7 protein-coding genes and 3 pseudogenes are annotated in these 14,541 nt (G+C 69.5%); 9 read left to right on the top strand and 1 reads right to left on the bottom strand.

The genetic code is table 11. The annotated features are described in order from the left end of the window. Positions 1–248 precede the first annotated feature (248 nt). From ACWC2T_RS37910 to ACWC2T_RS37920, 3 genes and pseudogenes are all read left to right on the top strand, one after another. The gene (locus tag ACWC2T_RS37910) at positions 249–2,993 is read left to right on the top strand and encodes a multifunctional oxoglutarate decarboxylase/oxoglutarate dehydrogenase thiamine pyrophosphate-binding subunit/dihydrolipoyllysine-residue succinyltransferase subunit (protein ID WP_450674879.1); all 2,745 of its coding nucleotides are present in this window, start codon (positions 249–251) and stop codon (positions 2,991–2,993) included. A gap of 81 nt (positions 2,994–3,074) precedes the next feature. Next, positions 3,075–4,828: pseudogene (locus tag ACWC2T_RS37915) on the top strand (1-deoxy-D-xylulose-5-phosphate synthase N-terminal domain-containing protein). 46 nt (positions 4,829–4,874) lie between these two features. Next, a pseudogene (locus tag ACWC2T_RS37920) lies at positions 4,875–6,290 on the top strand (SLAC1 family transporter); the annotation flags it as partial. Positions 6,291–6,507: 217 nt separating this feature from the next. Here the strand turns inward: ACWC2T_RS37920 and ACWC2T_RS37925 are convergent. Then, the gene (locus ACWC2T_RS37925; RefSeq protein WP_450674880.1) at positions 6,508–7,587 is read right to left on the bottom strand and encodes a TDT family transporter; all 1,080 of its coding nucleotides are present in this window, start codon (positions 7,585–7,587) and stop codon (positions 6,508–6,510) included. A gap of 568 nt (positions 7,588–8,155) precedes the next feature. Here ACWC2T_RS37925 and ACWC2T_RS37930 point away from each other — a divergent pair. The 6 genes and pseudogenes from ACWC2T_RS37930 (at position 8,156) to ACWC2T_RS37955 (ending at position 14,533) form a co-directional block, all read left to right on the top strand. Then, positions 8,156–9,160 carry a GlxA family transcriptional regulator gene (locus ACWC2T_RS37930; RefSeq protein WP_450674881.1) on the top strand — a complete coding sequence of 335 codons (1,005 nt, stop codon included), beginning with the start codon at positions 8,156–8,158 and terminating at the stop codon, positions 9,158–9,160. A 603-nt stretch (positions 9,161–9,763) separates the two neighbouring features. After that, positions 9,764–10,465 carry a DNA-3-methyladenine glycosylase gene (locus ACWC2T_RS37935; RefSeq protein WP_450674882.1) on the top strand — a complete coding sequence of 234 codons (702 nt, stop codon included), beginning with the start codon at positions 9,764–9,766 and terminating at the stop codon, positions 10,463–10,465. A gap of 289 nt (positions 10,466–10,754) precedes the next feature. Beyond that, the gene (locus ACWC2T_RS37940; protein WP_450674883.1) at positions 10,755–12,215 is read left to right on the top strand and encodes an MFS transporter; all 1,461 of its coding nucleotides are present in this window, start codon (positions 10,755–10,757) and stop codon (positions 12,213–12,215) included. Between the two features lie 348 nt (positions 12,216–12,563). Continuing rightward, on the top strand, positions 12,564–13,019 hold the full coding sequence (locus tag ACWC2T_RS37945) for a DUF6884 domain-containing protein (RefSeq protein ID WP_399183227.1): 456 nt from the start codon (positions 12,564–12,566) through the stop codon (positions 13,017–13,019). 58 nt (positions 13,020–13,077) lie between these two features. Next, a pseudogene (locus tag ACWC2T_RS37950) lies at positions 13,078–13,521 on the top strand (IS5 family transposase); the annotation flags it as partial. A gap of 184 nt (positions 13,522–13,705) precedes the next feature. Beyond that, entirely contained in the window at positions 13,706–14,533 is an 828-nt protein-coding gene (locus ACWC2T_RS37955; RefSeq protein WP_450674884.1) for an alpha/beta fold hydrolase, read from the top strand. The last annotated feature ends 8 nt before the right edge of the window (positions 14,534–14,541 follow it).

A 14,541-nucleotide genomic window follows, 5' to 3' on the forward strand; every position in this document is an offset into this window, starting at 1 on the left:
CTCCGACCAGGCAGCGGCCGAACAAGTGAACCTGAAACCACGTCAACCCGTTCTGACCAGCTAGTCATCCACTCCCGCACGTCGGGGGAACCTCACCCGGCGTCCTAGCGTCGTCAGTGCGACGCGGTCGAACGGGTCGGTCTCCGCAACGGTTGCGAAGTCCTCGAACACCTGACACGCAGGCGGACGACCGCCGTAGCCGCGTCCGCCATCCCAAGGCTTCGCAGAGGAAAGAAGGCGTTCGCGCCATGGCGTCGCAATCAGACACCGCTCGAGCAGCGTCTCACGGGCTGGACTTCGGGCTCAACGAATGGGTCGTGGACGAGCAGCGGCGGCGTTACCTCCAGGACCCCGGCTCGGTCGACCAGACGTGGAGGAACTTCTTCGCCACTCTGGTGTCCCCGGCCGCCGCGACCTCCCTGACCGCCTCAGCCCAACACCACGAGGGCACCGACGAGGCGGCGCTCAAGGCGGTCCGGGTCGCGGCGCTCATCCACGCGTATCGCGTGCGCGGGCATCTGATGGCCGGAACGGACCCGCTCATGGCGCAGCCCGCCTTCGCACCTCCGGAACTCGACATCGCCGCGTTCGGACTTGACGACGCGGACCGGGCGGAGGACTTCGCCGTGGACGGGTTCGCCGGGCGCGCCACGATGACACTCGACGAAGTGCTGGGCGCATTGCGGGAGTTCTACTGCCGCACCGCCGGGTTCGAGTACATGCACATCCAGGACGCCCGGGAACGCCGCTGGATCCAGCAGCGCGTCGAGGGCCCGCAGCGCCGCCCGGACCGTGCCGGACAGCTGCGGATCCTCTACCGGTTGGGGGCCGCGGAGGCCTTCGAGACGTTCCTGCAGACCAAGTACGTGGGCCAGAAGCGGTACTCGCTCGAAGGCGGCGAGTCGGCCATCGTGCTGCTCGACGCCCTGTTGCTCCGCGCCATCGAAGACGGTGTCCAAGAAGCCGTCATCGGGATGGCGCACCGCGGCCGGCTGAACGTACTGGCCAACATCATCGGCAAGTCATACGGCCAGATATTCGACGAGTTCGAGGACGCGGTGGACATCCGGTCGGTCCAGGGCTCGGGGGACGTGAAGTACCACCTCGGCGCGGAGGGCACCTACCGTGCCCTGGACGGCGGCACCATCGCCGTCTCGGTCGTGGCGAACCCCTCGCACCTGGAGATCGTGGGGCCGGTGGCCCAGGGCGTGGTGCGCGCCAAGCAGGACCTGGCCGGGGACCAGGGCGAGCCCTTCCCCGTACTGCCGGTCGTCCTCCACGGCGACGCGGCCTTCGCCGGCCAGGGCGTGGTCGCCGAGACCCTGAACATGTCGCAACTGCCGGGCTACCGCACGGGCGGGACGGTCCACGTGGTCGTCAACAACCAGGTCGGCTTCACCACCCTGCCCGCCAACGGTCGTTCGAGCACGTACGCCACCCATGTGGCACGGATGGTGGAGGCCCCGATCTTCCACGTCAACGGCGACGACCCGGAAGCCGTCGACCGCGTCGCACGGATGGCCTTCGACTACCGCCAGACGTTCCGCAAGGACGTCGTGGTCGATCTGGTCTGCTACCGGCGCCACGGGCACAGCGAGGTCGACGACCCGTCCATCACGCAGCCGATGATGTACGAACGCATCGACGCCAAGGCTTCGGTGCGCACGCTGTACGCCGCGGCCCTCCTACGCCGCGGGGACGTCGGCGAGCGGCAGGCGGACAGTGCCCGCCGCCACTACCAGGATCACCTCGAACGGGCCTTCGCCGAGACCCGGGCGCTGCCCGCTCCCACACCGGCCGAAGACCTTCCTTGCGCCGACGCCGGACAGGCGGCCACCCAGCGCACGGCGACCGCGATCGACGAGGCGACGGCCCGTCAGGTCATCGCATCGCAGGCCGACCTGCCGCAGGGCTTCACCGTGCACCCGCGTGTCCTGCCGCAGCTCCACCGGCGCACGGCGACGCTCGACACCGGCACCGTCGACTGGGCCACCGCGGAGACACTGGCGATCGGTTCGCTGCTGCTGGACGGCGTCCCGGTGCGGCTGGCCGGACAGGACTCCCGGCGCGGCACCTTCGGCCAGCGCCACGCCGTACTGACCGACCGGCGCACCGGCGCGGAGCACACGCCGCTGAACTCCCTCAGCCCGCAGGCCGCGAGCTTCGCACCGTACGACTCGATGCTGTCCGAACTGGCAGCGCTGGCCTTCGAGTCCGGCTATGCGCAGGCCCGTCCGGAAGCCCTGGTGCTGTGGGAGGCCCAGTTCGGTGACTTCGCCAACGGCGCGCAGACGGTCGTCGACGAGTACATCGCCTCGTCCGAGCAGAAGTGGGGCCAGCGCTCCGCAGTGACCATGCTGCTGCCCCACGGCCTGGAGGGCCAGGGCCCCGACCACTCCTCCGCCCGGATCGAACGCTTCCTGCAATTGTGCGCGCAGGACAACATGACCGTGGCCATGCCCTCCCTGCCGGGCAACTACTTTCATCTGCTCAGGCAGCAGGCGCTGGACGGCCGCAGGCCACTGGTGGTCTTCACCCCGAAGTCGATGCTGCGGTCGAAGGCGGCCGTCTCCGCCCTGGCCGAGTTCACCCAGGGCGGATTCCGTCCGGTCCTGCCGGACGACACGACGGACCCGGCCCGTGTCTCGCGCGTGCTGCTGTGCTCGGGCAAGGTCTTCTACGACCTCGACGCCCACCGGCACGCCGCGGGCTCGACCGACACGGCGATCGTCCGCGTGGAGCGCCTCTACCCGTTCCCCGACGAGGAACTCGCGGCGGAACTCGCCCACTTCCCCGCGGCCGCGGACGTGCGGTGGGTGCAGGAGGAGCCGGAGAACCAGGGTGCGTGGTCATTCGTCGCGCCGCGTCTGCACCGGCTGACCCGGCGCGCCGTGGGGTGCGTGAGCCGGCCCGAGGCGCCCGCGCCCGCGGCCGGCTCGACCCGCCGGCACGGCGTGGAGCAGAAGGCTCTCGTGACATCGGCCTTCCAGTGATCAGCGGCTCGCGCGATGCGCATCGGCTACCCACAGCGCGTATCCGTCGACACCACGGCAGCATTGAGGAGGAGCAGCGGCATGAGCCTGCTGGCGCGCATCAACCAGCCCGCGGACTTGAGGGGTCTGAGCCATCCAGAGCTGGTCCGGCTGGCCGGGGAGATCCGCGACATCCTGGTCCGCCACGTCGCAGCCACGGGAGGCCATCTGACGTCGGGCACCAGGCGTACGTCCACAAGATCGTGACGGGGCGGGCCGGTGAGTTCTCCGGCCTACGCAGCGTGGCGGGCTTTCCGGATACCCGAGCCGGGAGGAGTCCACGCACGACCACATCGAGCACTCCCACGCATCGGTCGCCCTGTCGTACGCCGATGGCATGGCCAAGGCCACAGCTCGCAGGAGAGTCGGACCGGCACATCGTCGCCGTCGTCGGCGACGGAGCACTCACCGGAGGGCTGGCCTGGGAGGCCCTCAACAACGTAGCGGCGGCACCGGACCGGCCGTTGGTGATCGTCGTCAACGACAACGGACGCTCGTACGCACCGACCGTGGGCGGACTCGCCCGGCACCTGGCGGCCCTGCGCACCCACGCCGGCTACGAGCGTCTGGCCGGCTGGGGCAGACAGTCGCTCGTCGGTCCGGGGCGCCGGGCCGGGCGCTGCACCGCACCCTGCACGCGGCCAAGGAAGGCATCAAGGAGGGCCTGAAAGCGGGCCTCGCAGGGGGCAGCGCGGAGGCCGTGATGCCGCACTCGCTCTTCTGCGAGCTGGGACTGCACTACCTCGGGCCCGTGGACGGCCACGACATCACCGCCCTGGAAGCAGCCCTGGAACGAGCCAAGGCCCATGGCGCCCCGGCCGTCGTCCACGGCAGTGTTCGGCCGGGAACTGGTCGAACTGGCCGACGCGCACCCGGACGTCGTCGCGATCACCGCGGCCATGCCCGGCTCCGTCGGTCTCAACGACTTCGCCGCACGCTACCCGGCACGGTTCTTCGACGTCGGGATCGCCGAGCAGCATGCGGTCGCCTCGGCCGCCGGGATGGCCATGGCGGGCCTGCATCCGGTGATCGCCCTGTACGGCACGTTCCTGAACCGCGCCCTCGACCAGGTGCTGATGGACCTCGCGCTGCACCGGCTCGGTGCGACCCTGGTCCTCGACCGGTCCGGAGTCACCGGTGACGACGGCCCCAGCCACAACGGGCTGTGGGATCTTGCGATGCTCCAAGCTGTCCCCGGCCTGCGTATCGGGGCTCCCCGCGATGCGCGCACGCTGCGGCGGCAGTTGCGGGAGGCCGTGTCGATCACCGACGCGCCGACGGTCCTGCGCTACCCGAGAGGCACGGTCGGCCCGGCGATCCCGGCAGTCGGCCGCGCCGGTGCGGTCGACGTCCTGCGCGAGGCCCCCGGCCGCGGCGTCCTGCTGGTCGCTGTCGGAACGACGGCCTCGGTCGCTCTCGAAGCGGCGGAGCTCTGCGCCGAGCAGGGGGTGGAGGTCACCGTAGTGGACCCACTGTGGGTCAAGCCGCTCCCCGGCGATCTGCCCGCGCTCGCCGCCGAGCACGCCCTGGTCGTCACGGTCGAGGACGGCCTGCGCGCCGGAGGAGTGGGCACAGCGGTGGATCAGGGCCTGCAGGAGGCCGGCATCCGCACCCCGGTACGTGCCGTGGGCGTGGCGAACGGCTTTCCCCGGCAGGCCACCCGGGCCGAGATCCTCGCGGAAGCAGGCCTGACCGCTCAGGCGATCGCACACACCGTCACCCAGACCCTGGCCCGCGCGGCCGTCATCGCGGTACCCACCGATCCCCGCACCGTCCCCTCACCCAAAAGGCAATGAATTTCGCATACCAGTAGAATACTTCTTCTGCGAAAGCGGCCGGAGGATGCGTCATGTCCGAGATCATCTGCCGCAGAATCGACGAGCAGACGCCAAGCGAGGACGGCGAGGTCGGCGAGCGCGTGCTCGTCGGGTCTGGCCGGAAGGTCTGCGCCGGCAAGGCGCACCGCTCGACGAGTGGCTGCGGGAGGTCGCACCCTCCATCGAGCTGCAGCACTGGTACGGCCACCACCCCCAGCGGTTCGGTGAGTTCCGCCGCCGCTATCTCACCGAACTGGGCGATCAACGCCACACATACGCAGCTGCCCGGCTTCGGGACCTGGCCCAAGACCGCAGCCTCACCCTGCTGACCTCCACCCAGGACATGGACCACAGCCATACCGCGGTCCTGGCCGAATGGCTCACCGAACCCGGCTCTCACGATGAGCGGCGCCCGGATGCCACCCTTCCCGAGCACGGACGCACCGCTCCCGGTTCCCGGCCGCCCGGACACCGCGCGGCGGTCTCCGCCGCGGTGGCCAATCTCAACGCGGGCGCACTCGCGTTCGTGATGGGCACCGGCATCGTCTCCACGGCCCTGTACGTCAACGACGCCGACACCGCCTCCGCCGTACTGCTGTGGGTGGCCCTGGCCGGTTATGCCGTACTGGTGCCCGCCTACGGCTGGCGGCTGCTGCGCCGGCGCGAGCGGTTCGTCGCGGATCTCCTCGGGCCGCGTGCCTTCGCGTTCCTCACCCTCGCGATCTCCTCGAACGTGCTGGCTGCTCGCCTTGTGCCGACCGGACACACCGCGGTCGCCGGGGCGTTCCTGGCGTTCGGGACGCTGGGGTGGGTGGTGCTGGACTACGGCATCCCGCTCGCGCTCATCACCACGCTGAAGCGGGGCCCCTCGCTCGACCAGGTGAACGGCACCTGGTTCCTGTGGTCGGTGGGATCGGAGTCGGTGGCGGTCGCGGCGGCATCGCTGGCCCGGGTGCCCCCGGGACACGCACTGGCCGTCCTGGCAGTGGTGTGCTGGGCCGTCGGCCTGATGCAGTACCTGCTGACCGCCGCGCTGGTCCTGGCCCGGCTGCTGGCCCGGCCGGTGCAGCCGGAAGGCCTCATGACGTCCGTATGGATCTTCATGGGGGCGGCGGCGATCGCCGTACTCGCCGGAGTCCGGCTGATCGCACTCCATCCAGGCACCACGATGTTGTCGCGTCCGCTCGTCATCGGGACGTCCGTCGTCCTGTGGGCGTTCTCAAGCTGGCTGATTCCGCTCCTGCTGGCTCTGGGCGTTTGGCGGCACGCGCTGTGCCGTATCCCGCTGCGCTACGAGCTCGGCTGGTGGAACCTCGTCTTCCCGGTCGGCATGTATGCGGTCACCACGCATGAGCTGGGACGCGCGAGCGCAACCTCGTGGATGACGAGCGTGGGCCGCTGGGAGGTCTGGATCACCGTGGTGTTCTGGGCTGTCGTGTTCGCCGCCATGGTGGCCGCCAGACTCCGGGCCCGCCCCACGACCGCGCACGGATCCGCCGGTGCGGGGCAGACGGCCCGCCCGCAGAGCACGGCCTCGACGGCAACCGGGGCGCTGCCACAGGCACGTGTTGCGGTGCGGCGCGAACCCGGCTGCCCGTCGGCAGACAGCCGGGTTCGCGCGACGCGTCCGTGTCATGCGGAGCGTTGCACGGGCCCTGTCAGCGGCGGGCGCGCTCACGCTGCCGGACAACATGGCGCAGGGAGTGCCAGGCGACCACCGCCCAGGCGGCGACGAGCAGGGCGTACAGGACGACGGCGATCCAGACGAACAGCTGCGAGCCGGTACGAGCAGCGAGTGCGCTCGTGCCGGTGACGCACGCGCCGAGGGGGAAGATGAAGGACCACCAGGTGGCTGCGAAGGGCAGCCCTCTGCGGATTTCCCGTACGGTCAGCGCCGTGGCCAGTACCAGCCACAGCAGGGCGAAGCCCCAGATCCCGAGCCCACCCAGGAGCGCTGCGACACCACTCCCGCGCGCGTACGGGGCGGGTAGTGCGCTCGGCGACGCCGTGGCCAGCGTCCCCAGCGCTGTCACCGCCTGATCCAGCGCCCCCACGCCGATCCACATCGTGGGCACCACCGCACCGCCGGGCGCGTCATGATGCACCAAGCGGCTGTACACCATGGCCAGCACCAGCAGGACCGCGACCAACCCGAGCCCGAGCATCGAGTAGCAGCACAGCAGTAGGGCCAGCCGCACCTGCCCGGCCAGCGCCCGCGGGATGAGCAGCGCGCCCGTCGCGGCGGAGACCAGCGGCGGCACCACCGGTAGCAGCCAGCCGCCGAACGCCGCGTCCGGCGTGAAACGGTGCCGCGTGACCATGAGATACGGCACCGTGCAGGCGGTGGCAAGACCCAGTACCGTACCGGCCGACCACAGCACCCAGTCCGCATCCACCGCCGCACGCTCCCCGATCAGCCGCCGGCCGAGCAGCAGCGTCCCGGCCCCGACGGTGAGCAGAGCCATCGGCGGTGCCCCGAAGAACTGGGCCAGTACCGGATCACCGGCATGCACCCGCAGCGCCCGCTGCCCGGTATAGCTGACGGCGAGCACGATCAGCAGCAGCGCGGTCCCCGCCCAGACCACCGTGGCGGCCTCGCCGAACCCGGGGAAACCGCGCGGCAGGGTGGCGGCCGCGACGGCGACGATCCCGCTGCCCATGACGGCGGCGAACCAGCCGGGACCGAGCCGGCCACGCTTCCTGCCGTTCGCCTCGTCCGGCTGGTCACGTACAAGCACGGATGATCTCGGGGCCGAGCCGACCGCGGACGCTCTCGGGGCCGGACCGACCTGGGACGGGACCGCTCGGCTGGTACTGGGGTGGGGTGTCACGACGCGGAGTGCCTTCTCTTGGGGTGTCGGATGCGTCACCGTCCACGACCAGCCACGGTGACGGGCCGGCCGACTGGCCGGGCCACACCCAGCAGCTCAGGGACGCGGCCGAGACCGTCGGCCCATTGGCGCCCTCGACGCTATGGCGAAGCGCGGCTCCCGCCACAGAACAGCACGCGCCATGACGCCCTCACACCAGGACATCGAGCACCGTGCAGGCCCGTTGCCGGGTGCCGGCCCGATGCCCCGATGTCCTTGTCCGAGCGTGTTGTGGCCACACCTGTGGCCATGACGAGACGGCAAGCGACCGCTGAACACGGGCGAGGCGCCGAAGCCCGATGCCTCGTTCCACACCACGGAAGGCAGCAGCATGCCACAGGGACGCAGACGACAATCGGCACGGGAGCGGCAGAGCATCGCCGGGCGGATGATGGTGTCCTCCGATGTGGGCCCCAGTCCGTCCGGGAGGCGCACGATGAAGGACAGGCCGTCAGGCAGGAAGCCGCTCCTGGTCACCGTGCTGGTCTTCCCCGGCGTACGGCTGCTCGACGTCACCGGACCGATCGAGGTGTTCACGACAGCCAACGAATTCGGCGGCCGCTACCGCGTACGCACGGTCTCCCCTGACGGCGCCGACGTGGTCACCGCAGCCGGCACCGGACTGCGCGTCGACCTCGCTGCCGCGCAGGTACAGGCGGCCAGCGATGTGGTCGTCATCCCCGGCGGCCCGGAGTGGCCCTCTCTCATCAAGGACGACGCGCTGCTGGACGCCATGAGAGGGCTCGACGCACGCGGCTGCCGCACGGCGTCCATCTGCACCGGCGCCTTCCTCCTCGCCGCGGCCGGACTGCTCGACGGACGCAAGGCGACAACGCACTGGCGCTTCGCCGACCAGCTCGCCCTGCGCTACCCGAAGGTGACCGTGGAAGCGGACGCCCTGTTCGTACGCGACGGCCACATCATGACCTCCGCAGGCGTCACCTCGGGCATCGATCTCTCGCTCGCCCTGGTCGAGGAACACCTCGGCGCCGACGTCGCCCGCGCCGTGGCCAAGGACATGGTCGTGTTCATGCAGCGGCCGGGCGGCCAGTCCCAGTTCAGTGTCCGCACCCACACCCCGCGCGCGAGACATGAGATGCTGCGCCGGGTCCTGGACGCGGTCGCCGAGGACCCGTCCGCCCCGCACACCCTTGCCGCCATGGCGCGCCGGGCAGGTGTGAGCACCCGCCACATGACACGCCTGTTCCACGACGAGATGCACACGACCCCGGCCCGCTACGTCGAGCAGGTCCGCATGGAGGCCGCCCAGGCGATGCTGGAAGACAGCGACGACCCCATGGCCACCGTGGCCCGGCGCACCGGCTTCGGGTCACCGGAGTCCCTGCGTCGGGCCTTCACGCGCAACCTCGGCATCACGCCGGGAGCCTACCGGGCACGCTTCCGCACCACGCACACCGGAGTCGACGGCAAGGGCGCCTGAGCCCTGGAGGTATCCGGCGAGCACAGACAATCGCCGAAATCCGACAGGCCGGCCGTGCCGGACGAGGCCAGTCAGGCCTCCTCGACAGTCTGTCCCAAGCACCGGCTCGGCGAGCGCGGCCCGCCACGCGGGCGCGCTGAAAGGACCGGCGAAGTACTGCGTCTCGTGCACGACCTGTTGGTCGGCGAATTCCATGACCTCGCCGAGTACGAAGGCGCACCGTCGTAGATGGTGACGCATTCGCTCACCCATACATGCGCGTGGCCGGTGACGCGCAGGAGGGCGAAGCGCCGGTCGGCCGGATGCCCGCCGCGTTGTCTCGCGGCCCCGGAAACGTTCGCCCGACTGCGGATAGTCCAGCATCGCGTTCCGCAGCCTGGATCGCGTGCTCGGCCTCGATGTCACCTCGTCCGGAAGCGTGTTCCTTCCTCCAACGGCCTGGTGGGCGTTCGGCTCGAAGGTCCGTATCCGAGTGCCTCACGGCAGTTTCTCGGGCCATGGGGCAACGCAAGGAGAGCGCTGGGACGGTGGGGGCGTCGGATCCGGCGTCCCGGAATCTCGACAGGAGGCAGCGGCTTGGCAGAGAACCGGACGGTCCCGGGCGTGGCCGGGACCGATCACGAGCAGTTGCGGGCGTTCGATGAGCCGGGGGCTGCGTCGGCAGGGCGGTCCGCATTGCGCGAGCACTTCTTCGACCGGCCCGCCCTCGAGGTGGCTCCCGAACTCCTGGGGGCTCTCGTGGTCTCGCGCTCGCAGCGCGGCGTGACGGCGGTGCGTATCACCGAGGTGGAGGCGTACGAGGGGCCCGATGACCCGGCCTCGCACGCGTTCCAGGGCCCGAACCGGACCAATCGAGCGGAGTTCGGGGCCCCGGGGACCTTCTATGTGTACCGGACGCACGCGGTGCATCGGTGCCTGAACGCCGTCTGCGGGCCCGGGCGGCGTCCCGCTTCGGTGCTGCTCCGCGCCGGCACCGTCGTGGAGGGAGCAGACGTCGCGCAAGAACGCCGAGGGCCTGGGGTACGGGCGCGTGATCTGGCGCGCGGCCCGGCCAACCTCGCGCGAGCGTTGGGCATCGCTGATCTGCATCATGACGGACAGTCAGCATGCGACGCAGCGGCGGAGTTGTTCCTCGCGGAACCCGCCGGGGGCGTCTCGTCCGCGCGGGTCGGCCGAGGGCCGCGGACGGGGGTGGGCGGTCCTGCCGCTTTGTACCCCTGGCGCTTCTGGATGCTGGGCGAGTCGAGCGTCAGCGCCTATCGGGCGCACCCGGGGTCCCGCCAAAGGAGGCGGGCGAAGGGCTGACCCTCCCACCGGCCTGGGACATCACGAGTGCCGGCGCCGCTCCCCGGAGGCGGCGGCACCCGGAGGTGCTTCAGCCTCGCTCCGGTACCGGCGCCGGGGTCTGCGACGAACCCGCAGCGAAGACCGAATGTGCGCCTTCGCTGTCCTTATCCGCAGCCACGCACACCTGGCGCCTGCGAGTTGAAAACCTCAGGAAATGTCCGTTGGGCCGGGCCCGCTTGCTGCCTCTCCTCCTGAGACGGCGTCCGCGGGGACGGCGGCGGCCCGACCGTATAGAAGGCGATCAGTGATGACTCCGATCAGTCCCACTCCCGTACCGGATCCGCGCAGGTGGCGCGCGCTCGGGATCATCTGCCTCGTGCAGGTGATGCTGCTCCTCGATGTGACCGTGGTCAATGTCGCGCTTCCCCCCATCCAGCACGATCTCGACTTCACGACCACGGGCCTGGCATGGGTCGTCAACGGCTACACCGTCACCTACGGTGGGCTGCTGATGCTTGGCGGACGCCTGGGTGATCTGCTCGGCCGCAGACGCCTCTTCCTGACCGGCTTGGCGATCTTCGCGCTGGCGTCGGCGAGCGCGGGAGTGGCCCAGCAAGCCGGTGTACTGATCGCCGGCCGCTTCGCACAGGGCGTCGGCGCGGCACTCGTCAGCCCGGCAGCCCTGTCCCTGGTGACGCTGCTGTTCACACAGCGGCAGGAAAGGGCACGGGCCATGGCCATCTGGAGCGGCCTGGCCGGAGTTGGGGTAGCCCTGGGAGTCGTGCTCTCGGGCATGCTGACCACCATCGCCTCCTGGCGTTGGATATTCTTCATCAATCTGCCCATCGCCGCGTTCGCGTTTTTCGCCACTTTCAGGCTCGTCTCCGAAAGCCGGGCCACCAAGCGCGGTCGGCCTGACGTCCTCGGCGCCGTCACGGTCACTCTCGGTCTGCTCCTGGTCGTGTTCGGCCTCCTGGAGAAGGACAGTCACGTATGGTTCTCGTTCCCCGTCCTGGGTTGCGTCGGGATCGGTGTGCTCTGCCTGATCGGCTTCGTGCTGGTGGAGGCTCACGTGGCCCAGCCCCTGGTGCCCCTCGCATTCCTGCGCTCACGTAACCGGAGCATCGCCAACATCGTGCGCATCTGCTACTACCTCGGGTTCGCCACCCTTTTCTTCTCACTGAGCCTGTATGTCCAGCGCATACTGCACTTTTCCGCGCTGGCGACCGGATTCGCCTTTGCACCGTTCGGGTTGGTCATTCTCTTCAGCGCCACCGTGATGGCACCACGTCTCCTTCCCCGGTTCGGTCTGCGGGCCCTGAACGGAGGAGGGCTTGCGGTCACCACGGTCGGCTACGTTCTCCTTGCCGGCCTCAGCAGCCACGGCACCTATGTGGCCGACGTACTGCCCGGACTGATCCTCGTGCCGCTGGGAGGCGGCCTCGTCCTCGTCGGATCCACTGTCGCCGGAGTGGACGGCGCCACCGGTGAGGACGCGGGCATCGCCACCAGCATGAACAATGCGTCCATGCAGATCGGCAGCGCCCTCGGCCTGGCTGCCCTGGTCTCACTGGGCACCAACCATGCCGCCGTGCTGCGGCGCGCGGGCGCCGACCAAGTGACCGCCGCCGCGTACGGTTACGCCTTCAGCTTCACCATCGCCGCCGGCATGACGGCCTTCGGTGCGTTCCTCGGCTTCGCCGGAATCCACCCGACACCGGCCGAGACTCCGACGGTGAGGACCAACGCCAAGGAGCGCTTGGTCTGACGTGCCGCCGGCGGCGAAAGCGAGAGTCCGCGGCCGCGGCGGGCCTGGCGGAACGGTGCTGCCGCGGCGCGTCAGGGGACATAGTGGGCCTGCTCGAAGAGGCCGAGTGTGCACCAGCTGTTCGTGCGACGGCGGCATTACCGGGTCTGAGCTTCCATCGGCCGCCTCCCCTGCCCCTCCCGTGGACGCCTCAGGCCGGTCATCCGGCATGACCCTGTTCTTCTCGAACTCCGCTCCGCCATAACCATCCCCCGGCTCGACCGCCCGGCAGGCGGGTCTCCACCGGAACACGCCGGGCGCGCACACGACCAGTACTGCTCACATCACAGCACAGGCAGGACCCCAGACATGACCACAAACGACCATCTCGACTACTTCAAGCCGCAACTCGTCGTCATCCCGTGCGGCAGCCGCAAACTGGGCTCGCCCGCGCGCTCCGCAGACATGTACGTAGGCTCCTACCACCGGGCATGCCGCAAGGCCGCCGACGCACTGCAACCTGACCTGCTGCTCATTCTCTCTGCACGCCACGGGCTCCTCGACCTCGACGACGTCATCGAGCCGTACGACACACCTCATGGCGCAGCCGACGCGGTAACGAGCCAGGTCCTTCTGGAACAGGCAACCGTGCGTGACATCGTGGGCCTTGACCCGGTGGTGGCCCTCGGCGGTGCACGACACATCAGCCTCGTGCGCTCCGTCTGGCCGCACGTCCACACGCCGTTGGCCGGAGCACGCGGTATGGGTGAGCAAATGGCCCGGCTTGCAGCATTGCGCGAGGGACGGGGAATGCCCCTGACATGACGCTTCGTGCGGCGACCCCGAGGCCTCGCCGCCATGTGCCGGCTGTGGGGGTGCTGGGGTGGCGCGGCTGAAGCCGTGGGAGGTCAGCGATGAGCTCTGGGCGGTGATCGAGCTGCTGCTTCCGAATGTCGAGCGACGGTCTCGCTACCCAGGGCGGAAGCGACTGCATGACCGCCTGGTGTTCCAGGGGATCTTGTTTGTTCTCCATACCGGGATCTCCTGGGAGCACCTGCCGCAGGAGCTGGGATTCGGCTCGGGGATGACCTGCTGGCGTCGTCTCGTCGAGTGGCATGAGGCCGCCGTCTGGCAACGCCTCCATGAGGCCCTCCTAGCCAAGCTACGCGCGGCCGATGCCCCTGGACTTCTCCTGCGCAGCAGTGGACTCATCGCACGTCAGAGCCCTAAAGGGGGCACCAAGACGGGACGAAGCCCGGTTGATCGGGGCAGGACGGGCAGCAAGCATCACCTGATCACGGATGCGACCGGGATCCCGTCTGCCCTGGCGTGCTGAAGTGGGGCGTCCCGAGTAGCGTGGGGAAGAGACTGTACGGAACGGCTGCCTTCACCAGTATCGCCCTCGCCCTCGCGGGCGTTCACTGCTGGTCGGACGTGGTATTCACATGCCCGGCTCGGGCGCTGAATGGCCGTGAAGGGTGGAGTTCCGAACAAGTGCTAGCGAGGCGATCATGGCCTTTGCCGCTGCCAAGGACGGCACACAGATCTACTTCAAGGACTGGGGGGCCGGTCAGCCGGTGGTGTTTTCCCACGGCTGGCCACTGATCGCGGATGCGTGGGATCCGCAGCTGAAGCTGATGGCGGACAACGGTTTCCGGGCCGTGGCCCACGACCGACGTGGAGGCGGCCGGTCCGACCAGCCGTGGATGGGCAACGACCTGGACACGTATGCCGACGACCTGGCATCGGTCCTGGAGAACCTTGATCTCCAGGACGCCATCCTGGTCGGTCACTCGACGGGCGGCGGAGAGGTGACGCGCTACATCGGCCGGCACGGCTCGAGGCGTGTTGCCAAGGTGGTTCTGCTCGGCGCGATCCCTCCGTTGATGCTCAGGACGGAAGCGAACCCGGAGGGGCTGCCGATCGAGGTCTTCGACGAGATCCGGCAAGGTGTGCTGACGGACCGGTCCCAGTACTACAAGGACCTCAGCGCTCCGTTCTACGGTGCCAACCGCGAAGGTTCGACCGTGTCGCAGGGGACCCGTGACGAGTTCTGGCTCTGGAGCATGACGGTAGGCGTCAAGAGCGCCTACGACTGCGTCAAAGCGTTCTCTGAGACTGACCTCACGGAGGACCTCAAGGAGTTCGACATCCCCACGCTGATCATTCACGGCGACGACGACCAGATCGTGCCCATCGTGGCATCCGCGAAAAAATCGTCGCAACTGGTCAAGGACGTGACCTTCAAGGTCTACTCCGGTGCTCCGCACGGCCTGTCGATGGTGCCGGAGTTCGCGGGACGGTTCAACAACGACCTCCTTGAATTCGCACGCGGCTGACCGACCAG

The sequence above is a fragment of the Streptomyces sp. NPDC001393 genome (genome assembly GCF_053597455.1).